The following is a 22,177-nucleotide window of genomic DNA, read 5'->3' on the forward strand; positions in this document are numbered from 1 at the left end:
GAGGTGACGACCCGATGACCACCGTGATCGAGAAGAACCAGAAGAACGGCCGCCTGGAGGTTGGCACCCCGCTGCTGGAGGTCAAGGACCTCCACGTGGAGTTCCACACTCGGGACGGCGTCGCCAAGGCTGTGAACGGCGTCAACTACTCCGTCGCCGCCGGTGAGACGCTGGCGGTGCTCGGCGAGTCCGGCTCCGGCAAGTCGGTGACCGCCCAGACCATCATGGGCATCCTCGACATGCCGCCGGGCAAGATCAGCCAGGGCCAGATCCTCTTCCGTGGGCAGGACATGCTCACGATGAGCGAGGAGAACCGCCGGCTGATCCGCGGCCAGAAGATCGCGATGATCTTCCAGGACGCGCTGTCCTCGCTGAACCCGGTGATGACCGTCGGCGCCCAGCTCGGCGAGATGTTCCAGGTGCACCGGGGCTCCTCCAGGAAGGAGGCCAAGGAGAAGGCCATCGAGCTGATGGAGCGGGTGCGCATCCCCGCCGCCAGGCAGCGCGTCGGCGACTACCCGCACCAGTTCTCCGGCGGTATGCGCCAGCGCATCATGATCGCCATGGCGCTCTCCATGGAGCCGGACCTGATCATCGCGGACGAGCCCACCACCGCCCTGGACGTCACCGTCCAGGCCCAGGTGATGGACCTCCTCGCGGAGCTGCAGGCCGAGTACAACATGGGCCTGATCCTGATCACCCACGACCTCGGCGTGGTCGCCGACGTCGCGGACAAGATCGCCGTGATGTACGCCGGCCGGATCGTCGAGACCGCCCCGGTGCACGAGCTGTACGCCAACCCGGCGCACCCGTACACCAAGGGCCTGCTCCGCTCGATCCCGCGCCTGGACCAGAAGGGCCAGGAGCTGTACGCGATCAAGGGCCTGCCCCCGAACCTGCTCAAGGTCCCGGCCGGCTGCGCGTTCAACCCCCGCTGTGACGTCGCCACCGACCTGTGCCGCACGGAGATCCCCAAGCTGCACCAGGTGAGCGACAAGGACGGCAAGGAGCTCACGGGCCGCCGCAGCGCGTGCCACCTCTGGAAGGAGACCCTCCATGGCTGAGCCCATCCTGGAGGTCAAGGACCTGGTCAAGCACTACCCGCTGACCCAGGGCGTCCTGTTCAAGAAGCAGGTCGGCGCCGTCAAGGCCGTCGACGGCGTCTCCTTCGAGCTGGCGAGGGGCGAGACGCTCGGTATCGTCGGCGAGTCCGGCTGTGGCAAGTCCACGCTGGCCAAGGTGCTGATGAACCTGGAGCGGGCCACCTCCGGCCAGGTGCTGTTCAAGGGCGAGGACATCTCCAAGCTGTCCGGCGCCGGCCTCAAGGCCGTCCGCCGGAACATCCAGATGGTGTTCCAGGACCCGTACACCTCGCTGAACCCGCGCATGACGGTCGGCGACATCATCGGCGAGCCCTTCGAGATCCACCCCGAGGTGGCGCCCAAGGGCGACCGCCGCAAGGCGGTCCAGGACCTGCTGGACGTCGTCGGCCTCAACCCGGAGTACATCAACCGCTATCCGCACCAGTTCTCCGGCGGGCAGCGCCAGCGGATCGGCATCGCCCGCGGCCTGGCCCTCAAGCCGGAGGTGATCATCTGCGACGAGCCGGTCTCGGCCCTCGACGTCTCGGTCCAGGCCCAGGTGATCAACCTGCTGGAACAGCTCCAGGGGGAGTTCAACCTCTCCTACATGTTCATCGCCCATGACCTCTCGATCGTCCGGCACATCTCCGACCGGGTCGGCGTGATGTACCTCGGCCGGGTGGTCGAGATCGGCAGCGATCTGGAGATCTACGACCACGCCACCCATCCGTACACCCAGGCGCTGCTCTCCGCGGTGCCGGTGCCGGACCCGACGGCGCGCGAGTCCCGGGACCGGATCGTGCTGACGGGGGACGTGCCCTCGCCGGCCAACCCGCCCTCCGGCTGCCGCTTCCGCACCCGCTGCTGGAAGGCCCAGGAGCGGTGCGCGACGGAGGTGCCGCTGCTCGCGGTGCCGGGCTGGCTGTCCGGGCTCGCCGCGCACGAATCGGCCTGCCACTTCGCGGCCGAGCGCGGGGGGACGACCCCGGGGGAGCGGTCGGAAAGCGGTTGACAGCGGGGCCCTGCCCCGTCGGCGGAGCGCGTCCTCCTTCTGGAGGGCGCGCTCCCTTTTTGTCCACCCGCCGACCTGCGGGAATTCCGCGCCTGCCGACGGGGCATCATCGAAATTGATCATTACGCTTCGTAAATATTCGAATACCGGTGTTATCGGTCCGCTATTCGGAAAGCGGATCCGACGACTCCGCGCGCGATATGGCGGAATTTGCCGAGTATTGTCACGGGTTGGTCCCGGCCTGTAATTGAAAAGAGATGTGACGGCGATTCCACCGAAGGGGTCGGGTGATCGATAGTTGCTCTGCGCGTATCAGTGGTCACCTCGCCGGCTGTGCGGATCGGCCCTGAGATGTCGACCCCCGCCGTGCGCGGCACACCGACTGGCGGGGCGCCGTTCGTTCCCAAGCCCCTAAAACGAGGAGCAGTTGAATGAGGCTCACCAAGACGATGCGCTGGACCGCGCTGGCCGCGTGCACCGCGCTCGCGATCTCCGCGTGCACCACCGGCAGCGGTAAGAAGGCCTCGGACGGGGCGAACGCGTCGGGCAAGAAGGGCGGATCGATCAGCATCCAGTCCGGTGAGCCGCAGCACGGTCTGATCCCGCAGAACACCGCGGAGTCCGAGGGTGCCCAGGTGCTGGCGCAGGTCTTCGCCGGCCTGGTCGAGTACAACCGGCAGACGAACGACCCGGAGCTGCGCGTCGCGGAGTCGATCGAGACCCCCGACAGCAAGGTCTGGACGATCAAGCTGAAGGACGGCTACACCTTCCACAACGGGGAGAAGGTCACCGCGCAGTCCTTCGTCGACGCGTGGAACTGGGGCGCCAACCAGGACAACGCGGCCGAGGGCCTGCCCTTCTTCTCCAAGATCGAGGGTTCCGAGGACCTGTCCCCGGGCAAGGACAAGAAGCCGACCACCGACAAGCTCAAGGGCTTGAAGGTGATCGACGACAAGACCTTCACCGTCACGCTGAGCGACCCGTTCTCGCAGTTCAAGGTCATGCTGGGTTACACCGCCTTCTACCCGCTGCCGAAGGCCTTCTTCCAGGACAAGAAGAGCTTCGAGGAGTCCCCGATCGGCAACGGCCCGTTCCAGATGGACGGGAAGTGGGAGCACAACCAGCAGATCAAGATCAAGCGCTACGAGAACTTCCCGGAGGCGGCCGGAAAGGCCAAGCTGGATTCCGTCACGTTCAAGATTTACGACAAGCTGGAAACAGCCTACAACGACCTCCGGGCCAACAACATCCAGATCACCAACAAGCTCCCGATCTCGGCCATGGGCACGGTCAAGGGCGAATTCGGTGACCGTTACATCTACAAGCCGGAGTCCGGCGTCGGCTTCATCGGCTTCCCGATCGCCACGAACCCGACCGCGTACGGCAAGCCGGAGATCCGCAAGGCGATCTCGATGGCGATCGACCGCGACGCGATCACCAAGACGATCTTCTCGGGCACCCGCGTCCCGGCCGACGACTTCATCAGCCCGATCATCCCGGGCTACCGCAAGGGCGCCATGGGCGACGCGGCGAAGTACGACCCGGCCAAGGCCAAGGCGCTCTGGGACACCGTCGGCGGCGTCCCGAACAACACCATCGAGCTGGGCTACAACGCCGACGGCGGCCACAAGGAGTGGATGGAGGCGGTCGGCAACCAGCTGAAGAAGAACCTGGGCGTCGAGGTCACCTTCAAGCCGTTCGAGAAGTTCGGCAAGATCCTGGACGCGCTGGGTGACAAGCAGTTCTCCGGCGCCTTCCGGATGGCCTGGCAGATGGACTACCCGTCCATGGAGAACTACCTGCGGCCGATCTTCTCGAAGGTCGCGATCGAGAACGGCTCGAACTACGGCGGCTACGTCAACGAGCAGTTCGAGGCGCTGCTGGCCCAGGCCGACCAGGCGAAGTCGGTGGAAGAGGGCCAGAAGCTGTACCAGCAGGCCGACGACATCCTGATCAAGGACCTGCCGTACATCCCGGTCTACACCTACATGACCTCGGCGGCCTACACCAAGACCGTCAAGAACGTGGTCGTGGACGCCCAGAACCGCATCGACCTGGCCAACGTCGAGCTGGCCTGACCTCCTTCCAGTCCGAACGGCACGCCGTCGCGGGCGGCGCGGGCAACCCCCGCGCCGCCGGCCCCGGCGTGCCCCGATCATGAGGAGACCGCATGGGCCGCTATGTGGTCCGCCGGGTCATCCAGGCCATACCTGTGATCCTCGGCGCGACGTTCCTGATCTACGCACTGGTCTTCCTGCTGCCCGGTGATCCCATCGCGGCACTGGCCGGCGAGAAGAGGCAGGACCCCGCCGTCGTGGCCGTCCTCCGGGACCGGTACCACCTCGACGACCCGTTCTTCGTCCAGTACTGGGACTACCTGATCGGCCTGTTCAAGGGCGACTTCGGCGAGGACTACCGGGGCAACCAGGTCGTCGACGTGATGCAGCGGGCCTTCCCGTACACCATCAACCTGGCGTTCGTCGCCCTGGCCATCGAGATGGCGGTGGGCGTCACCGCGGGCGTGGTCGCCGCCCTGCGGCGCGGCAAGTTCATCGACAACGTGGTGCTGATCTCGACCCTCATGGTCATCTCGATCCCGGTCTTCGTGATCGGTTTCGTGCTCCAGCTGGTCATCGGGGTGAAGCTCAACACCGATTACGGCATCGACTTCTTCCCGGTCTCCTTCAACGAGGAGGCCGGTTTCCGTTCGTACCTGCTGCCCGGCTACGTCCTGGCCTCGACCTCACTGGCGTACGTCGCCCGGCTCACCAGGACCAGCCTGATCGAGGTCATGCGGGCCGACTACGTCCGGACGGCGGTGGCCAAGGGGCTCAGCCCGCTGCGGGTGGTGGTCCGGCACGGTCTGCGCAACGCGCTGATCCCGATCGTCACCTTCCTGGGTATGGACCTCGGCGGTCTGATGGGCGGCGCGGTCATCACCGAGGGCATCTTCAACATCCCCGGCGTCGGACACCAGCTCTTCCAGTCCGTCTACCTGCGGGAACGCACCATCGTCGTGGGCATCGTGAGCGCCCTGGTGATGGTCTACCTGTTCGCCAACCTGGTGGTCGACCTGCTGTACGCCGTCCTGGACCCGAGGATCCGCTATGAGTGAGCCGACGAAGAGCGAGAACACGGGCGCGGCGGTCCCGGGGCAGTCCGGCTCCGGGTCGGCCGCGGGCGGGCCGGCCGCCGCGGCGGCCTCCGCGACCGGCAAAGCCCCCGCGACCGGCAAAGGCTCCGGCGCGCCGGACGCCGGGGGCGAACGGGTCGCCAGCCTCTGGAGCGACGCCTGGGCGGACCTGCGGCGCAGCCCGCTGTTCCTGATCGGCGGGTTCCTGGTGCTGTTCATGGTCGTGCTCGCGGTCGCCCCGCAGCTGTTCACCGACGGCGACCCGCGCGCCGGCGGCTTCTGCAACCTGGCCGACTCGCTGAAGCGGCCCAGTGGTGCGCACTGGTTCGGCTTCGACGTCCAGGGCTGCGACATCTACACCCGCACCATCTGGGGCGCCCGCAACTCCATCATCGTCGGCATGGTGACCACCACGCTGGTGGTCCTGGTCGGCGGCAGCCTCGGCCTGTGGGCCGGCTGGATCGGCGGGATCGGGGACAGCGTGCTCTCCCGGGTCACCGAGATCTTCTTCGCGATCCCGCTGCTGCTCGGCGGCATGCTGATCATGTCCACCTGGGGCCAGGGCAACGCCTGGACCGTCTCCGCGGTGATGGCCGTGCTCGGCTGGCCGCAGATCTACCGGCTGATGCGCTCGGCGGTACTGGCCAACAAGCACAACGACTACGTGGTGGCCGCCCGGGCGCTCGGGGCGGGCACCGGCCGGATCGTCGGCCGGCACATCCTGCCGAACGCCGTCGCCCCGGTGATCGTGGTCTCGACGATCAACCTGGGCGTGTACATCGGTGCCGAGGCCGCGCTGTCCTACCTGGGCATCGGCATCCAGTCCCCGGCGATCTCCTGGGGCCTGATGATCAGCGACGCCCAGGCCCGCTTCCTGAACGCCCCGCACGTGCTGCTCTTCCCGGCCGCGGTGCTGAGCATCACCGTGCTGGCGTTCATCATGCTCGGCGACGCGGTGCGCGACGCCCTCGACCCGAAGCTGCGCTGAGGAGGGCCGCGGACCATGACTGACACGACGAAACCGGCGAGGGACGGCGTAGGGCCGGGCCCGGACGCGGTGCAGGTGCTCGGCGCTGGCCGGGAGCGCCTGGTGCCCGGCACGCCCCTGCTGGAGGTCGACGATCTGCACATCGAGTTCCACACCCGGGACGGCGTGGCCAAGGCTGTCAACGGGGTGAGCTATTCGGTCTCGGCGGGGGAGACGCTGGCGGTGCTCGGCGAGTCCGGCTCGGGCAAGTCGGTGACCGCGCAGGCCATCATGGGCATCCTCGACATGCCGCCGGGGCGGATCACCAACGGCTCGATCCGGTTCCGGGGCGAGGACCTGCTCACCATGAGCCCCAAGGCGCGGCGGGCGGTGCGGGGCCGGAAGATCGCGATGATCTTCCAGGACGCGCTGTCCTCGCTCAACCCGGTGCTGAGCGTCGGCTACCAGCTCGGCGAGATGTTCCGGGTGCACCAGGGCGCCGGTCGCAAGGAGGCCAAGGAGAAGGCCGTCGAGCTGATGGAGCGGGTGCGCATCCCCGCCGCCCGTGAGCGCGTCAACGACTATCCGCACCAGTTCTCGGGCGGTATGCGCCAGCGCATCATGATCGCCATGGCGCTGGCGCTGGAGCCGGACCTGATCATCGCGGACGAGCCCACCACCGCCCTGGACGTCACGGTCCAGGCGCAGGTGATGGACCTGCTCGCGGAACTCCAGGCCGAGTTCAACATGGGGCTGATCCTGATCACCCACGACCTGGGCGTGGTCGCGGACGTCGCGGACAAGATCGCGGTGATGTACGCGGGCCGGATCGTCGAGACGGCGCCCGTGCACGAGCTGTACGCCCGCCCGGCGCACCCGTACACCAAGGGCCTGCTCCACTCGATCCCCCGGCTGGACCAGAAGGGCCAGAGCCTCTACGCGATCCAGGGCCTGCCGCCGAGCCTGCTGCGGATCCCGTCGGGGTGCTCGTTCAACCCGCGCTGCGACCGGGCCCAGGACGTCTGCTTCACCGAACTCCCGCGCCTGGTACCGGTGCTGGACGCCGAGGGGGCCGACCTGCCGGGCCGCCGCAGCGCCTGCCACTTCTGGAAGGAGACCCTCCATGGCTGAGCCGATCCTGGAGGTCAGGGACCTGGTCAAGCACTACCCGCTGACCCAGGGGGTCGTCCTCAAGAAGCAGGTCGGCGCGGTGCGGGCGGTGGACGGCGTCTCCTTCGCGCTGGTCAAGGGCGAGACGCTGGGTATCGTCGGCGAGTCCGGCTGTGGCAAGTCCACGCTGGCCAAGGTGCTGATGAACCTGGAGAAGGCGACTTCGGGCCAGGTGCTGTTCAAGGGCGAGGACATCACCCGGCTGTCCGGGGCCGGGCTGAAGGCGGTGCGCCGGAACATCCAGATGGTGTTCCAGGACCCGTGCACCTCGCTGAACCCGCGGATGACGGTCGGCGACATCATCGGGGAGCCCTTCGAGATCCACCCCGAGGTGGCGCCCAAGGGCGACCGCCGCAAGGCGGTCCAGGACCTGCTGGACGTGGTGGGTCTGAACCCGGAGTACATCAACCGCTATCCGCACCAGTTCTCCGGCGGGCAGCGCCAGCGGATCGGTATCGCCCGCGGCCTGGCGCTCAAGCCGGAGGTGATCATCTGCGACGAGCCGGTCTCGGCCCTCGACGTCTCGGTCCAGGCCCAGGTGATCAACCTGCTGGAGCAGCTGCAGAACGAGTTCCGGCTGTCGTACATGTTCATCGCGCACGATCTCTCGATCGTCCGGCACATCTCCGACCGGGTCGGGGTGATGTACCTCGGCCGGATGGTCGAGATCGGGACGGAGGAGGAGATCTACTCCCACCCGACCCATCCGTACACCCAGGCGCTGCTCTCCGCGGTGCCGGTGCCGGACCCGACCGGGCGCGAGCACCGCGAGCGGATCCTGCTCAGCGGTGACATCCCCTCCCCGGCCAACCCGCCGTCCGGGTGCCGCTTCCGCACCCGCTGCTGGAAGGCCGAGGAGCGCTGCTCGACCGAGGTCCCGCTGCTGGCCGTGCCGCCGACGCTGAGCGGGCCGGCCGCGCACGAGTCGGCCTGCCACTTCGCGGAGGTGCGGGACGTGATCGGTTCGGGCTGACCGCGCCCGGCAGCTTGTCGGGCACCCCGTCGGGCACCCCGTCCGGCACCTCGTCCGGCATCGCACCCGGGGCCCCGGAGTCCGCGTGACTCCGGGGCCCCTCCGGCTGCCGGTCCGGGGTCACTTCTGGAAGCCGACGTTCTCCCAGACGATGTCGGACAGGCCCTGGGCGCCGATGTTGGCGAGGTCGGCGCGGCTCCCGTACAGCTGCGGGCGCTGGTAGAGCGGCAGCACTCCGGCCACCTTCCACAGTTCGGCGTCGGCCTGGTTGATGGCCTCGAAGGTGCCGGCCGCGTCGCCTGCGGCGGAGGCCCGGTCGAGTGCGGCGTCGACGGAGGGGCTGCCGGACTGGGAGTGGTTGGTGCCGCCGTTCTGGACGAAGTTGGCCCGGTTGCCGCTGGCCGGGAACGGCGTGCCGAGCAGCGAGTAGGCGGCGATGTCGAAGTCCCGCCGGTTGACGTACTTGTCGAAGTACTCGTTGGGGTTGGCGGTCACCGTGGTGACCTTCACCCCGACCTCCTTGAGCATGCCGGTGGTGACGGCGGCCTCGTTCTGGGCCTGGGTGACGCCGGCGGGGATGACCAGCCGCAGGTTGAGCTCCTTGCCGTCCTTGCGGCGGACGTCGCCGTCGAGCTTCCAGCCGGCCGCGTCGAGCTTGCGGACGGCCTCGGCCGGGTCGTAGCGGCTGAGGCCGAGGGAGTTGTCCCGGTAGGCGTTCTGGTTGGCCACCAGCAGGTGGTTGTTGAGGGTGACGGTGGGCCAGTCGAGCCCGGCCAGGTCGGAGCGGGCGATGACGTCCCGGTTGATCGCCTGGAACAGGGCCTGGCGGACGGACGGATCGGTGAGCGCGGGGCTGCGGCCGTTCAGGGTGAACTGGCGGAAGTCGGGACCGCCGGCCCGGCGGACCGCGGCCCCGGGGGTGCTGCGGATCAGCTGGTAGCCGCTCACGTCCGGGCCGTTGTTGAACAGGTCGATCTCGCCCTTGTTGAAGGCGGCGGCCATCGTGTTGGGCAGCATCGCGCGGAAGACGATCCGGTCCAGCAGCGGCTTGTCGCCCCACCAGGCCGGGTCGGCGACCAGGGTGACGGTCTGCGCGGCCCGGTCCATCCGCTCCACCTTGAACGGGCCCGCGGTGACCGGGATGGCGTCCAGGTAGGCGGTGTTGAAGAGCTCGGGGGTGGCGGTCCGGCTCGCGGGCAGCAGCGGGGCGTTGGCGGCCCCGTTGAACATCGACTGCCACTCGGAGAACGGCCGTTCGAAGGTCATCACGGCCTGGAAGTCGTCCTTGCCGCGGTCGACCGCCGAGACCAGCTCGAAGCCGGTGCTGCTGGCCGACCGGTAGGCCGGGTCCTTGCCGTTCAGCGCCCGCCAGTTGGCCTCGATGTCGCGCCAGGTGATCGGGACGCCGTCGGACCAGCGGGCCTTCGGGTTGAGCGTCCAGACCACCACCTGCCGGCCGTCCCGCTGCTCGCTGTGCGCGTCCTGGAGGTAGGCCGGGTTGGGGGTCTGGGTGCCGGCCGCGTCGGAGCGGAAGAAGGTCGGCAGCAGCGGCTTGGTGACGGCGATGGTGGAGGACTCGCCGCCGTCGGTCTGAATCGGCGACCACTGGGTGGAGTACTGGGCCACCGCGACCCGCAGGGTGCCGCCCTGGCGCAGCTCGGCGCGCTCGTGCGGATTGATGTCGACGGTGGTGAGCTTGGGCGTCTCGACCGAACTCGGGAGGGCCCGGGCGTGGGCTCCGGAACCGGGGCCGCCGCCGGGGCCGCAGGAGCACAGGGTCAGAGCGAGTGAGACGGCGGTGAGACCGGCGAGCAGGGCCGTGCGGCGGTACAGGGGGCGGCCCATGGTGGTTCTCCCGGGACGGATGAGGCGGACGATAGGCGTCACATCTTGCTGACCGGGGAGCGGAATTGTCGAGGGGCGGGCCCGGATCCGGACCCGCCCCCCGGTAACGGTTCGATCAGGCCGGGAACTTGAAGGTCCGGTCCTTGTCGCTGCTCTTCTCGAACAGCGCGGTGATCTGGTCCGCGACGTCCTGCGGGGTGATCGGGACGAGCTGGCCGTTCTTCTTCGTCTTCACCTTGTCGAAGGCGCCGGCGAGCTGGCGGTTCAGCGCGTCGAGGTCCCACTTCGGCACGAACTTGCCGTTGGCGTCCGGGACGAGCGTGAGCGCCGCGGCGGCGGTCTTCGGCCCGAAGTCGAACTTCTTGGGGCCGGCCAGGATGTGGATCTGGCCGCTGGTCACCGACTTGCCGAGGGTGTCCGCCGCGCCCTGGAGGGCCTGCGGGGAGGTCTTCGGCTGGGCGGCCGTGACGGCCAGGGCGACGGGCTGCTCCGACTTGCCCGCGGCGCGGTCGCGGTAGGCCGTGTCGACCAGGTCGACGGCGGCGGCGGAGTCCACCGCCTGGCCGGCCTTCCCGGGGACGACGACGGTGTCGCCGTTCTCGGCGAACTTGACGTAGCCCTCCTGGAGCCCCTGGCCGGAGCCGCCGGCCAGCGCCTCCAGCGCGGACTTGAGCTTGGCCCGGTCGACCTTGACCTCCGGCGGGACGGCCTTCTCGTCGCCCTTGAGCGACTTGAGGACGTCCACCGGGTTGTAGGAGTGCTGGGTGAGCCGGTCCACGGTGGCCGTGGTGTCGAAGGCCAGGCCGGCGGCGGTCGGGTCGAGGTCCACGGTCTGCTCGCCGACCTTCAGCTTGACCGGCTGCTGGCCGGCCTTGCCGACACTCTCGTCGAGCTGGTGAATGGCCTGGTCGCGGTTGCTGCCGCCGATGTCCGTGCCGAGCACCACGGTGCCCTTGGGGATGTCGGACTGGTTCAGCATCAGCCCGGTGCCGTAGGCGGCGGCGCCGAGGAAGGCCACGCAGACGACCGCGTAGGTGGTGAGCTTGACCAGCTTCTTCGCGGCGCTCGGCCGGGGCTTGGCGGCTGCGGCGGGCTTGGCGGCCGGTGCGGGCTTCGGGGCGGACGGGCCGTCCGCCGCCGGTGCGGTGGGCGGTGCGGAGTCCGCGCCGACGGGGTGCGGGTGGGCCTGGGGGTCGCCGGGGTGCGGGCCGACGGGTGCTCCCATGGCGTCGGGGACGCCGGGGAACAGGCTGCCGGGCGCCGGGGCGCCGTGCGGGCCGGCGGCCGGCGGGCGCTGGGCGGCGAACGGGTCGGCGCCGGCCGGAGCGGAGGAGAACAGCCCGGGCTGCGGGCCGCCGCCCGGAGCGGCCGGTCCGGCGGGGGAGCCGGGTATGGGGCCGGCCGGGGCGCCCTCGCGGATCGGCGCGAAGCCGTCGACCGAGGTGTCCTCGGGGTCCGCGGTGCCGGGCCCGGCGGGGCCGGGGCGGCCCCGGCCCTGCGGGGTGCCGCCGGGCCGGCCGGGGCCCGGGGCGAACGGCTCGGCGCCGGGGTTGAACGGGGGGCCGCCGGGGTTGAACGGGTCGGCCGGAGCGCCGGTGGCGAAGGGATCGGCCGGGCCGCCGGTGCCGAAGGGATCGACCGGTGCGCCGGGCGCGAACGGGTCGGCCGGGGCGTCCGCGTAGACACCGGCCTCGTCGGCGGGCAGCTCGCCGCCGGCGCCGTACGGAGAGGCGGGAGCACCGGTCGGACGCGGACCGGGGGCCTGCGCCTGGGCCTGGGCGGGCACCGGGCGGCCGTTGGCACGGGCCGCGGCGGGCCGCTCGGTCTGCGGGCGGGCGCCCTCGGGGCGGGCGCCGTTCGGCCGGGCGGTGCCGCGCTGGGCCCCGGCGGGTGCCGCGGCCGGGGCCGCCGCGGCGGCGGCGGGAGCGCCGGCCGGCACCGTGGCCGGAGCGGCGCCCTCGCCGGGCGCGGTCTTCTTCTGCCGGGGGCGGAACCAGGCGCCGGTGGACTCGGCCTCGGAGGTGGCCGGCGGGATCTGCCACTCCGGCGGCAGGTCCGGCGGGGTGGAACGGCCGCCGCCGTCCATCACGCCGAGCACCGGGGAGGCGGGCGCGGCGGACCGGTGGCGGGGGCCGGCCGGCTCGGCGGGGGGCGCGGGGGCCTCCTCGCCGGGGCCGTCCTCGTTCTTGACCGTGCTGCGCACCACCACCGGCGGGATCGGACGCGAGCCGGGGATGTTGATCCGGACGCGGGTGGTGAGGGTGGTCTCGGTCTTGGGGCTGTCGTCCTCGCCCTCCGGAGCCGAGCCCTTGGCGGCGGCGCCGGCACCCGCGCGGTCGCCGCCGGGGAGACCCGGTGTGCCGTAGGGCGGGGTGCCCGACGGGTAGGCGTCCGGTCCCGTGCGCCGAGGCGTCGGGTGGGTGTTGTCAGATTCGCGGCTGCTCAATGCTGCTCTGCTCCGGGTTCGCGGGCCGGGCCGTGCGGCGCGACCGCGGTTGTCGGCGCCGGACCAGGCGGGCGGCGTCGGGTACGGCGTTCTGCGGCACCACCATACTGGGAAGAACCGGCCGGTGAACCGGTTCGGACAGATCCCGATACGTCCGGTTCCTCCGTTATGAGAGTACGGCCGGACGGTATTGACTGCCCGTCGTACCGGCCACCGTACGCGGATCCCCCTCAGGGACGGCGCGGCGGCCCGGGGACGCCGGGGAACCAGCTGGTCCGGGTCGGCAGGGTGGCACAGATCACGCCGAGGATCGAGCCGACGAACAGCCAGCAGAGCGACGTGGCATTGGTCCAGAGCACGTTGTCCCCCTCCGGACGGGGCACCATCACCAGCAGCAGGGCCAGGAACCAGCCGGCCGCCGGGACCCCCGCGCCGAGCCGGGTGCCGGTCACCCGCAGGCCGCCGTAGAAGGTCGCGGCGGTGGCGGCGAGCGCCAGCAGGACTCCCACGGGCGGCCACAAGGCCTGCACAAATGCTCCGCAGATCGACACCGCGATGCCCAGCAGGAAGAACAGGACATAAGCCGCGATCCGTGCGATGCGCGGAGGCTGGGACTCCTTCAGTCGCTCCTCCCGGCTGCCGAGCAGCGCCGCCGGGATCGAACGGCGCGCGGGCCGGGCCTCGGTCGCGGTCATCGGGCGGGCTCCTCGGGGGTGGCGGTGGGGTTCTCGGTCACGGGGTCCGCGGTGGTGGAGGCGTCCTCGGCGGCGGCGTCCGTACCGGCGAAGAGGTCGTCCTCCGGCAGGGACGACCCGGCCCGGCCGCGCGCCAACTGGTAGTACTCGGTGGCGAGCAGCGGCTGGCCGAGGTGGTTGGAGAGCGCGAAGAACGCGCCGTCCACGGTGATCTGGGTCGCGTGGGCGGCCATCGCGGCGGCCTTGCGGTCGGCGTGGGCGGTGCCGTCCACCACGGTGGTGACCAGTTCGTCGGCCACGACCCCGGGGATGTCGGCGGCCTGTGCCACGCCCGGGAACGACGCCTTCGCGGCGGCCTCGGCGAGGCCGCGCTCGACCACCGACCGGGGCACCCGGTTCCAGTAGACCTTGGCGATCCGCCAGGCCGGGCCGAGGTCGGGCCGGTGGGCCGGGTCGGCGGCCAGCTCGTACGCGCGCATCGCCACCCGGTGGGCCTGGATGTGGTCGGGGTGCCCGTAGCCGCCGTCCTCGTCGTAGGTGACCAGCACCTGCGGGCGCACCTCCCGGATCACCGCGACCAGCCGGTCGGCGGCCTCGTCCACGTCGGCCCGCCAGAAGCAGCCGGGCGCGTCGTTGTCGGGCACGCCCATCATCCCGGAGTCGCGGTAGCGCCCCGGGCCGCCGAGGAAGCGGAAGTCGGTGACCCCGAGCTCGGCCATCGCCCGCGTCAGCTCGCCGATCCGGTGGGCGCCGAGGGTGTCCTCCCGATCGGCCGTCAGATGGGCCAGTCCGGGCGGGATCACCTCGCCGCCCTCGCCGAGGGTGCAGGTCACCAGGGTGACGTGGGCGCCCTCGGCGGCGTACCGGGCCATCGTGGCGCCGTTGTTGATCGACTCGTCGTCGGGGTGCGCGTGCACCAGGAGCAGGCGGCGTCCGGTAGTCGCGGTCATGGACGAAGCCTAGGGCCTGTCTCTTGGATCCTTGCCGGGGCCGCAACGCCGGGGCACGCACGCCCCCAGCCTTCGGCCGGGGGTACCCCCACGCCGCGTTGTCGTCGGTCGCCAATGCTCCGCAGTGGCTCCCTCCTCCGCCTTGCGATGCACGCACCCCACCGCCGCGCCCTGATCCGACAAAATCCAAGAGACAGACCCTGGCCACCGCACGGAGGTGTCAGAGCTTGAGGCCGTTGATCATTCCGGCGAGGTTGCTGGTGACCTGGCTGATCGACGGGGCGATGGAGCTGGACGCCAGGTAGAAGCCGAGCAGCGCGCAGACGATCGCGTGCGCGAGCTTCAGGCCGGAGCGGCGGATCAGCACCACCACGATGACCAGCATCAGCAGGGCTGCGGAGATGGACAGGGCCATGGCGGCTCACACCCCTTCCGGGTGCGCCGCTCCTCCCGGGGAGGGGCGGCGGTCGTACCGTGCGGGACTTGCGGTCGGGCGACCGGGGCCCGGCGGGGCCTGACGATCACTCGTGGACCAGTCATACCCGATGAGTGAGTCGAGCATTACGTTGAGTGAGGCCGCACACCCCGGGGCACGGTCGCACTCATGGGGCGCATGGGCCGCTCGGAGGGGGTGCGACCCCCTTCCGGGCGTACTTGCGCACGATGCTCCGAACGAGTGATCACCACCGGTGCGGCGTCGTCGTAGGGTCTGGTGCCATGACCACCCACACCCCTGCGGACACCTTCCCGAGGCAGTACGCGCGCACCCTGCGCTACACCGTCGGCGCTCCCCGGTCGTTCTCCGTCGCACCCGACGGCTCCCGGGTCGTCTTCCTGCGCTCGCCCTCCGGGGGCGACCGCGCCAACCTGCTCTGGACCCTCGACACCGCCACCGGCGAGGAGCGGATCGCCGCCGACCCGGCCGCCCTGCTCGGCGGTGGCGAGGAGGACCTCTCCCCGGCCGAGAAGGCCCGCCGCGAGCGCAGCCGGGAGGGCTCGGCCGGCATCGTCGGCTACGCCCTGGACGGCGCGGGCCGGCTCGCGGCCTTCGCCCTCTCCGGCCGGCTGTTCGTCGCCGACCTGGTCGCCGGCACCGCCACCGAGCTGCCCGCCGAGGGCCCGCTGGTCGACCCGCGCCTCTCCCCGGACGGCGTCCACGTCGCCTACGCCACCACCGCCGGCGAGCTGCGGATCACCCGCACCGACGGCACCGGCGACCGCGCCCTCGTCTCGCCCGACGGCCCGAACGTGACCTGGGGCCAGGCCGAGTTCATCGCCCAGGAGGAGATGGACCGCGACCGGGGCCACTGGTGGTCCCCCGACAGCGACCGGCTGCTGGTCGAGCGGGCCGACGACACCCCGGTGCACCGCTGGTGGATCGCCGATCCGGCCAACCCGGACCGCGAGCCCGCCGAGGTCGCCTACCCGGCCGCCGGCACCCCGGACGCCGAGGTCGGCCTCTGGCTGCTCGGCCTGGACGGCAGCCGCACCGAGGTGGTCTGGGACCGCGCGGCCTTCCCGTACCTGGCCCGGGTGCACTGGTCCCGGGGCGGTGTGCCGCTGCTGCTGGTCCAGTCCCGCGACCAGCGGGTGCAGCGGATCCTCGGCCTGGACACCGCCACCGGCGCCACCGAGCCGCTGCACGAGGAGCGGGACGACATCTGGCTGGAGCTGTTCCCGGGCGTCCCGGCCTGGACCCCGGACGGCAGGCTGGTCCGGATCTCCGACGAGTCCGGTGCCCGCGCCCTGGTGATCGGCGAGCACACCGTCACCGGTCCCGACCTGCACCTGCGCTCGGTGCTCGCGGTCACCGCCGAGGAGGTCCTCTTCACCGCCTCCGGCGGCGCCGCCGAGACCGACCCCGAGCCCGGCTGGGTCGCCGTCGGCCGGATCGGCCACGACGGCAAGCGGCTCTCCTGGGAGGCCGCCAACGGCCGCCCGTTCACCTCCGTCACCACCGCCGTGCACGCGGCCGGCATCACCGTGCGGGCCACCGCCGAGCCCGACCTGCCCGGCACCCTGGTGCGGGTCTCCCGGGACCTGCCCGAGGGCGTCGCGGTGGACGACATCGCCACCATCGCCTCCTACGCCGAGACCCCGGTGATCACGGCCCGGCCGGTGTTCCGCTTCGCGGGCGAGCGCCGGATCCCGGCCGCGGTCTTCCTGCCCACCGGCTACGACCGGGAGCGGGACGGCCTGCTGCCCGTCCTGATGGACCCGTACGGCGGTCCGCACGGCCAGCGCGTCGTCCAGGCGCACAATCCGCACCTGAACTCCCAGTGGTTCGCCGACCAGGGCTTCGCGGTCGTCGTCGCCGACGGCCGGGGCACCCCCGGACGCGGTCCGGCCTGGGAGAAGTCGATCGCCTTCGACTTCGCCGGGGCCACCCTGGACGACCAGGTCGACGCGCTGCGGGCGCTCGCCGGGGAGTTCCCGCTGGACCTCGACCGGGTCGCGATCCGCGGCTGGTCGTACGGCGGCTACCTGGCCGCGCTCGCCGTGCTGCGCCGCCCGGACGTCTTCCACGCGGCGGTCGCGGGCGCGCCCGTCACCGACTGGCGGCTCTACGACACCCACTACACCGAGCGCTACCTGGGCCACCCGGCCGAGCGGCCCGAGGTGTACGAGGCCAACTCGCTGACCGGCTACGCGGCCGGCCTGGAGCGGCCGCTGATGATCATCCACGGCCTCGCCGACGACAACGTGGTGGCCGCGCACACCCTGCGGCTCTCCTCGGCGCTGCTCGCCGCCGGGCGCCCGCACACCGTGCTGCCGCTCTCCGGCGTCACCCACATGACGCCGCAGGAGGAGGTCGCGGAGAACCTGCTGCTGCTCCAGGTCGACTTCGTGCGGAAGTCGCTCGGCGGCTGACCGCAGCCCCGCCGGCGACCCCCCGGTCCGCCACCCGGTCCGTGCGTTCGGCATGACATCCGTCATGCCGAACGCACGACGGCGGTTACTGCCGCCGGACCCCGGCCGCGCGGGACTCTGAAGTGGTGCGAAGGACACCACCAGCAGGGGAGAGGACCGGGACGATGGACACAGGGGAGGTCGCCGCCTTCAGGGGCGTCGGCAAGAGCTACGGACGGGTGCGGGCCGTGGACGGCCTGGACCTGGTGCTGCGGAAGGGCGAGACCGTCGCCCTGCTCGGCCCGAACGGGGCCGGCAAGTCCAGCAGCCTCGACCTGCTGCTCGGCCTGCGCGAGCCCGACCGGGGCAGCGTCACGCTGTTCGGCGGCCCCCCGCGGGCCGCGATCGAGGCCGGACGGGTCGGCGCGATGCTGCAGAGCGGCGGCCTGATGACCGACGTCAAGGTCCGCGAACTGGTGCGGCTCGCCTGCGAGGTCCACCCGCGCGGCCGGTCCGTCGCCGAGGTGCTCGACGACGCGGGTGTCACCGAACTCGCCGAGCGCCGCGTCGACAGGCTCTCCGGCGGCCAGGAGCAGCGGGTCCGGTTCGCCCTCGCCGTCGCCGGGGCCAACGACCTGATCGTGCTGGACGAGCCCACCACCGGCATGGACGTCTCGGTCCGGCAGTCCTTCTGGGCGAGCATGCGGGCCCAGGCCGACGCCGGCCGCACGGTGCTGTTCGCCACCCACTACCTGGAGGAGGCCGACTCGATCGCCGACCGCGTCCTCGTCCTGCACCGGGGCCGGCTGATCGCCGACGGCAGCTCGGCCGAGATCAAGGCCCGGGCCGGTGCCCGCCGGATCACCTTCGAGCTGCACGAGGCGGACGACCCGTTCGACGAGGCACCGCTGCGCACACTGCCCGGTGTGCGGGGCCTGGAGGTCGCGGCCCGCGTCCCGGGCGTGCGGACGGTGCGGATCCGCACCTCCGACGCGGACGCCGCCGTCGCCGCCGTTTACCGGGCGGGCCTGTACCCGCGCGGCCTGGAGGTCACCGGCCTGGGCCTGGAGCAGGCCTTCCTGACCATCACCGGGGAGCAGGACGACGCCGGGTCCGCCGGGGCTGCCGGGACCGCCGGGTCCGCCGGGACTGCCGAGAACGCCGAGAACGTGCTGGAGCGTGCGCGATGACCACCCTGATCCGGCTGGAGATCCTGCGGACCCTCCGCAACCGGCGCTACCTGCTCTTCACGATCGCCTACCCGGCGCTGATGTACCTCTTCTTCATCCACGCCTACAGCGCGGACACGCCGGCCGGCGGCCTCCCGGTGAAGACCTACTTCATGGTCTCGATGGCCACCTTCGGCGCGGTCGGCGCGGTGCTGACCGGAAGCGCGCAGCGGATCTCGCTGGAGCGCAAGAGCGGCTGGGTGCGCCAGCTGCGGCTGACCGCGCTGCCCGGCCAGGCGTACACCGTCGGCAAGATCGCCGCCGCCGCGGTGACCACCCTGCCCGCGATCCTGGTGGTGTTCGCGGTCGGCGCCGGCCAGGGCGTCTCGCTGACGGCAGGGCAGTGGGCCGGCCTGGTGGCGGCCCTGTGGCTGGGCAGCTTCGTCTTCGCGGCCCTCGGGGTGGCGCTCGGGTACGCGGCGGCGCCGGACTCGGTGCAGAGCATCGTGATGATCGCCTACATGGCGATGGCCCTGTTCGGCGGGACGTGGTTCCCGGTGAGCGGCTCGCTGGAGTCCGTCGCCCGGTTCAACCCGGTCTACCTCTACAACCGGCTGGCCTCCTTCACCGGGCCCGGCCAGTCCCTGGACACCGCCGCCGTCGCCGGACTGGCCGCCTTCCTGGTGGTGTTCGTCGCCGCCGCGGCGGCCCTGTACCGACGCGACACCCGACAGGCATGATGATCGACATGAGCGAGCCGCGCCGGACCCACCGCACCGACGAACAGCCGGCGGCGGGGCCGGCGCGCCCGTCGTTCATGAACGTCCCCGGCGCCTCGGTGGAGACAGGGCGGCAGCTGCTGGTGAAGGTCGCCTGGATGCTGCTGTGGATGATCTACCTGGCCTACCCGGTGGGCGACCTGCTGGACGGCGGTCACGGCGCGAGTGCCCGGGTGCTCGGCTGGATCTGCCTGGCGGCCTTCGTCGTCGGCTACGTCCTGCTGGTCGTCCTGCGCTCGATGCCCGGGATGCGGCCGCGGACCTGCCGGGTGATCGTCGCGACCATGGTGGCGCTCGCCGTGGCGTCCACCTTCGTGCTCGGCACCGCCTTCCTGTCCCTGTTCATCTACGCCTCGGTGTGCGTCGCGATCATCAGCCCGGCCCGCTACGCCCTGCGCGCGCTGCTCGCCATGGCGGCGCTCACCGCCGGGGTCGGCCTGCTGGCCCACGCCGACATGGACAACGTGTGGACCTTCACGCTCAGCGCCTTCCTCGCGGGCGCCGCGATGAGCGGCCTGCAGCGCCTGGTCGGCACCATGAAGGAGCTGCGCGAGGCGCGGGCCGCCGTCGCGCACCTGGCCGCCTCGGAGGAGCGGCTGCGGCTCGCCCGCGACCTGCACGACCTGCTCGGGCACTCGCTGTCGCTGATCACCCTGAAGAGCGAGCTCGCCGGGCGGTTCATGGACGCGGGCAAGGACGAGGCGGCGCGGGCACAGGTCGCCGACATCGAGAACGTCGCCCGGCAGTCGCTGATCGACGTCCGGGAGGCGGTCACCGGCTTCCGCCGGCCCACCCTGCCGGTCGAGCTGGCCGCCGCCCGCACCGCGCTGGCCGCCGCCCAGGTCACCCTGGAGACCGCGCCGGAGCTGCTCGACGCCTGGCCGGGGCTGGCCGCCGAGGAGGCCGGCGCGCTCGCCTGGGCGCTGCGCGAGGCGGTCACCAACATCGTCCGGCACGGCGAGGGTGCCACCGTCTGCACCGTGCGGTCCGACGAGACCTGGGAGGGGAACGGCGAGCGCTACGCCGTCCTGGAGGTCACCGACGACGGGCGCGGCCCGGGCAAGTCCCAGCCCGGCAACGGCCTCTCCGGACTGGAGGAGCGGCTCGCCCTGGTCGGCGGCCGGCTGGAGACCGGGCCGGGCGAGCGGGGCCGGGGTTTCCGGCTGCGGGCCCTGGTGCCGCTGCGGCCGACCGCCGTCGCCGCGCCGTAGCCGACTGGTCCGGGCGGCCGTACCCCGTACCCCGGGTGCACCGGCGCGCGGGCGCCCGGCGGTGCCGGCGGGCAGCATGACAGGCATGCCGAAGCCGGCCCTGGCGGTCCTCGTCGTCCTGCTCCTCTCCCTGCTGCTCTGCGCCGCGTTCACCGAGGCGGTCTCCCCGGCCCCGGGGGCGGCCCCCGGCGGCACCCGGACCGCGCCTCCCGGCCACCCCCGCTGACCTCCGCCCCCCGTCGGGGCGGGGACGCCGTAGGGTCGGGCGGCATGAGTGACAATCAGGGCGACCGGCCCTCGGTGCGGGTGCTGTTGGCGGAGGACCAGGGGATGGTCCGGGAGGCGCTCGCCGCGCTGCTCGGGCTGGAGGGGGACATCGACGTCGTCGCCCAGGTCGGGCGCGGGGACGAGGTGGTGGACGCCGCGGTCGCGCACGACGTGCAGGTGGCGGTACTGGACATCGAGATGCCGGGGATGACCGGGATCGAGGCCGCGGCGCTGCTGCGCCGGCGGCGCCCGCAGACCAAGGTGGTGATCGCGACGACCTTCGGCCGCCCCGGCTACCTGCGGCGGGCGATGGAGTCCGGGGCGGACGCCTTCCTGGTGAAGGACGCGCCCGCCGCCGAGCTGGCCGAGGCCATCCGCCGGGTGCTGCGCGGCGAGCGGGTGATCGACCCGGTCCTGGCCGCGGCGGCGCTCGCCGAGGGGGCGAACCCGCTGACCGCCCGGGAGCGGGACGTGCTGGCGGCGGCGGCGGACGGCGCGGTGAACGCCGACATCGCCGGCCGGCTGCACCTGTCCGAGGGCACGGTGCGCAACTACCTCTCGATGGCGATCCAGAAGACCGAGGCCCGCAACCGCACCGAGGCGGTCCGGATCGCCCGGGAGAAGGGCTGGCTCTAGGAGTCCTGACCCGTCCGGCCGGTCGCTGCCCGGGGTCGCGGCTCAGTTGAGCCGGTGGCGGGCGGCGCGGGCCTCCTGGCGGACCTTGGCGGCGGTGTCGGGGTCGAAGGCGTCCAGGATCGCGGCGTACTCGTCCATCTCCCCGGCCCCGCCCAGGAAGTCGCCGGTGCGCACCAGGAGCTCGGCGCGTTCGAGCCGGAGTTGGGCGGGGTGGCGGGGGAGCAGCAGGGCGAGTTCGGTGGCCCAGAGCTGGGTGCGGGCGTGCTCGGGCCGGTCGGCGGCCCAGCCGCGGATGTTGCCGAGCACCCGCAGCACGGTGTCCAGCGGCTGTGCGGGGGTGAGCAGTTCGGGCGTGAACTTGTGCCCGGCGGCGCGCACCAGCTCGGCCACCCCGTCGAGGTCGAGCAGCCGGCCGCCGTGGAACGGGTCGGCCAGCACGTAGTCCTCGCCGCCGGCGGGCCCGCCGACCGCGACGATGAAGTGGCCGGGCAGGGCGATGCCGTGCACCGTGAGCCCGGCCCTGCGGGCGACCTCCCGCCAGACCAGCGCCAGCATGATCGGCAGTCCGCGGCGGCGCCGCAGCACCTCCGGCAGCAGCGAGGACTCCAGCCGCCGGTAGTCGGACTTCCGCCCGTGGAACCGCTCGCGCCCGCCGAGGACGGCGGCCAGCAGCGCCGCGGTCTCCTCAGGTCCGGCCGGGGCGCGTTCGGCGACGGCGTGCCGCACGGCGGCCGCGTGCCGGTCGAGCGCCGCCTCGCAGGCGGCGAGCAGGGCGTCGAGCGCGGGCGGGCCGTCGAGGCCGTCCGGGTCCGAGGGGTCGGGGGCGGGGGTGTGCTCGGCGGCTGCGAGCAGGCAGAGCAGCACCGGATCGGGGTGCTCCGCCCGGGCCTCGGTCCGGAAGCGTGCTCTGCTCTGCTCGGTCACGGCGGTGGCGGCGGCTTTCGTACGGACGGGCGGGGAGGAGGGGACGCGCGGGGGAGCGGCCGGGACTC

Annotated in this window: 19 protein-coding genes; 13 read left to right on the forward strand and 6 right to left on the reverse strand. The window is 72.1% G+C overall.

Annotated elements, in window-relative coordinates; genetic code table 11:
• Positions 1-14: 14 nt before the first annotated feature.
• The 7 genes from SM793_RS18650 (at position 15) to SM793_RS18680 (ending at position 8,337) form a co-directional block, all read left to right on the forward strand.
• Positions 15-1,064 carry an ABC transporter ATP-binding protein gene (locus tag SM793_RS18650; protein ID WP_320439333.1) on the forward strand — a complete coding sequence of 350 codons (1,050 nt, stop codon included), beginning with the start codon at positions 15-17 and terminating at the stop codon, positions 1,062-1,064.
• A complete protein-coding gene (locus SM793_RS18655) occupies positions 1,057-2,094 on the forward strand; it encodes a dipeptide ABC transporter ATP-binding protein (protein ID WP_320439334.1) in 1,038 nt (345 codons plus the stop codon). The genes SM793_RS18650 and SM793_RS18655 overlap by 8 nt, the downstream gene beginning before the upstream one ends.
• A gap of 431 nt (positions 2,095-2,525) precedes the next feature.
• Positions 2,526-4,172, forward strand: coding sequence for an ABC transporter substrate-binding protein (locus SM793_RS18660; protein WP_320439335.1), 1,647 nt, complete (start codon positions 2,526-2,528; stop codon positions 4,170-4,172).
• Positions 4,173-4,264: 92 nt separating this feature from the next.
• The gene (locus SM793_RS18665; RefSeq protein ID WP_320439336.1) at positions 4,265-5,209 is read left to right on the forward strand and encodes an ABC transporter permease; all 945 of its coding nucleotides are present in this window, start codon (positions 4,265-4,267) and stop codon (positions 5,207-5,209) included.
• On the forward strand, positions 5,202-6,215 hold the full coding sequence (locus SM793_RS18670) for an ABC transporter permease (protein ID WP_320439337.1): 1,014 nt from the start codon (positions 5,202-5,204) through the stop codon (positions 6,213-6,215). The genes SM793_RS18665 and SM793_RS18670 overlap by 8 nt, the downstream gene beginning before the upstream one ends.
• 15 nt (positions 6,216-6,230) lie before the next feature.
• A complete protein-coding gene (locus SM793_RS18675; protein WP_320439338.1) occupies positions 6,231-7,325 on the forward strand; it encodes an ABC transporter ATP-binding protein in 1,095 nt (364 codons plus the stop codon).
• Complete coding sequence (locus SM793_RS18680; RefSeq protein ID WP_320439339.1) at positions 7,318-8,337, forward strand: dipeptide ABC transporter ATP-binding protein; 1,020 nt, start codon at positions 7,318-7,320, stop codon at positions 8,335-8,337. Before SM793_RS18675 ends, SM793_RS18680 begins: the two co-directional genes overlap by 8 nt.
• Positions 8,338-8,457: 120 nt before the next feature.
• On the opposite strand, the gene SM793_RS18685 is transcribed toward SM793_RS18680, so the two are convergent.
• The 5 genes from SM793_RS18685 to SM793_RS18705 form a co-directional block, all read right to left on the reverse strand.
• Positions 8,458-10,182, reverse strand: coding sequence for an ABC transporter family substrate-binding protein (locus SM793_RS18685; protein WP_320439340.1), 1,725 nt, complete (start codon positions 10,180-10,182; stop codon positions 8,458-8,460).
• 115 nt (positions 10,183-10,297) lie between these two features.
• A complete protein-coding gene (locus SM793_RS18690; protein ID WP_320439341.1) occupies positions 10,298-12,628 on the reverse strand; it encodes a peptidoglycan binding domain-containing protein in 2,331 nt (776 codons plus the stop codon).
• A gap of 230 nt (positions 12,629-12,858) precedes the next feature.
• Complete coding sequence (locus tag SM793_RS18695) at positions 12,859-13,323, reverse strand: DUF6113 family protein (RefSeq protein WP_320439342.1); 465 nt, start codon at positions 13,321-13,323, stop codon at positions 12,859-12,861.
• Positions 13,320-14,273, reverse strand: a complete 954-nt coding sequence (gene mshB / locus SM793_RS18700) for an N-acetyl-1-D-myo-inositol-2-amino-2-deoxy-alpha-D-glucopyranoside deacetylase (RefSeq protein ID WP_320439343.1) — start codon at positions 14,271-14,273, stop codon at positions 13,320-13,322. Before mshB ends, SM793_RS18695 begins: the two co-directional genes overlap by 4 nt.
• A gap of 220 nt (positions 14,274-14,493) precedes the next feature.
• On the reverse strand, positions 14,494-14,688 hold the full coding sequence (locus tag SM793_RS18705) for a DUF2304 family protein (protein ID WP_320439344.1): 195 nt from the start codon (positions 14,686-14,688) through the stop codon (positions 14,494-14,496).
• A 302-nt stretch (positions 14,689-14,990) separates the two neighbouring features.
• On the opposite strand from SM793_RS18705, the gene SM793_RS18710 reads away from it, so the two are divergent.
• From SM793_RS18710 to SM793_RS18735, 6 genes are all read left to right on the forward strand, one after another.
• Entirely contained in the window at positions 14,991-17,144 is a 2,154-nt protein-coding gene (locus SM793_RS18710; RefSeq protein ID WP_320439345.1) for a prolyl oligopeptidase family serine peptidase, read from the forward strand.
• Between the two features lie 164 nt (positions 17,145-17,308).
• Positions 17,309-18,313, forward strand: a complete 1,005-nt coding sequence (locus tag SM793_RS18715; RefSeq protein WP_320439346.1) for an ABC transporter ATP-binding protein — start codon at positions 17,309-17,311, stop codon at positions 18,311-18,313.
• Positions 18,310-19,032: an ABC transporter permease gene (locus tag SM793_RS18720; RefSeq protein ID WP_320439347.1), complete on the forward strand. Its 723-nt coding sequence runs from the start codon at positions 18,310-18,312 to the stop codon at positions 19,030-19,032. Before SM793_RS18715 ends, SM793_RS18720 begins: the two co-directional genes overlap by 4 nt.
• 8 nt (positions 19,033-19,040) lie before the next feature.
• On the forward strand, positions 19,041-20,282 hold the full coding sequence (locus SM793_RS18725) for a sensor histidine kinase (RefSeq protein WP_320439348.1): 1,242 nt from the start codon (positions 19,041-19,043) through the stop codon (positions 20,280-20,282).
• Positions 20,283-20,367: 85 nt separating this feature from the next.
• The gene (locus tag SM793_RS18730) at positions 20,368-20,508 is read left to right on the forward strand and encodes a hypothetical protein (RefSeq protein ID WP_320439349.1); all 141 of its coding nucleotides are present in this window, start codon (positions 20,368-20,370) and stop codon (positions 20,506-20,508) included.
• 44 nt (positions 20,509-20,552) lie between these two features.
• Positions 20,553-21,185, forward strand: coding sequence for a response regulator transcription factor (locus SM793_RS18735; protein ID WP_320439350.1), 633 nt, complete (start codon positions 20,553-20,555; stop codon positions 21,183-21,185).
• A gap of 42 nt (positions 21,186-21,227) precedes the next feature.
• Here SM793_RS18735 and SM793_RS18740 read toward each other — a convergent pair whose 3' ends face one another.
• Positions 21,228-22,109, reverse strand: coding sequence for a transglutaminase-like domain-containing protein (locus SM793_RS18740; RefSeq protein ID WP_320439351.1), 882 nt, complete (start codon positions 22,107-22,109; stop codon positions 21,228-21,230).
• Between the last annotated feature and the right edge of the window lie 68 nt (positions 22,110-22,177).

Origin of the sequence: Kitasatospora purpeofusca (assembly GCF_034043715.1) — a bacterium.
GTDB classification, from domain to species: domain Bacteria; phylum Actinomycetota; class Actinomycetes; order Streptomycetales; family Streptomycetaceae; genus Kitasatospora; species Kitasatospora purpeofusca_A.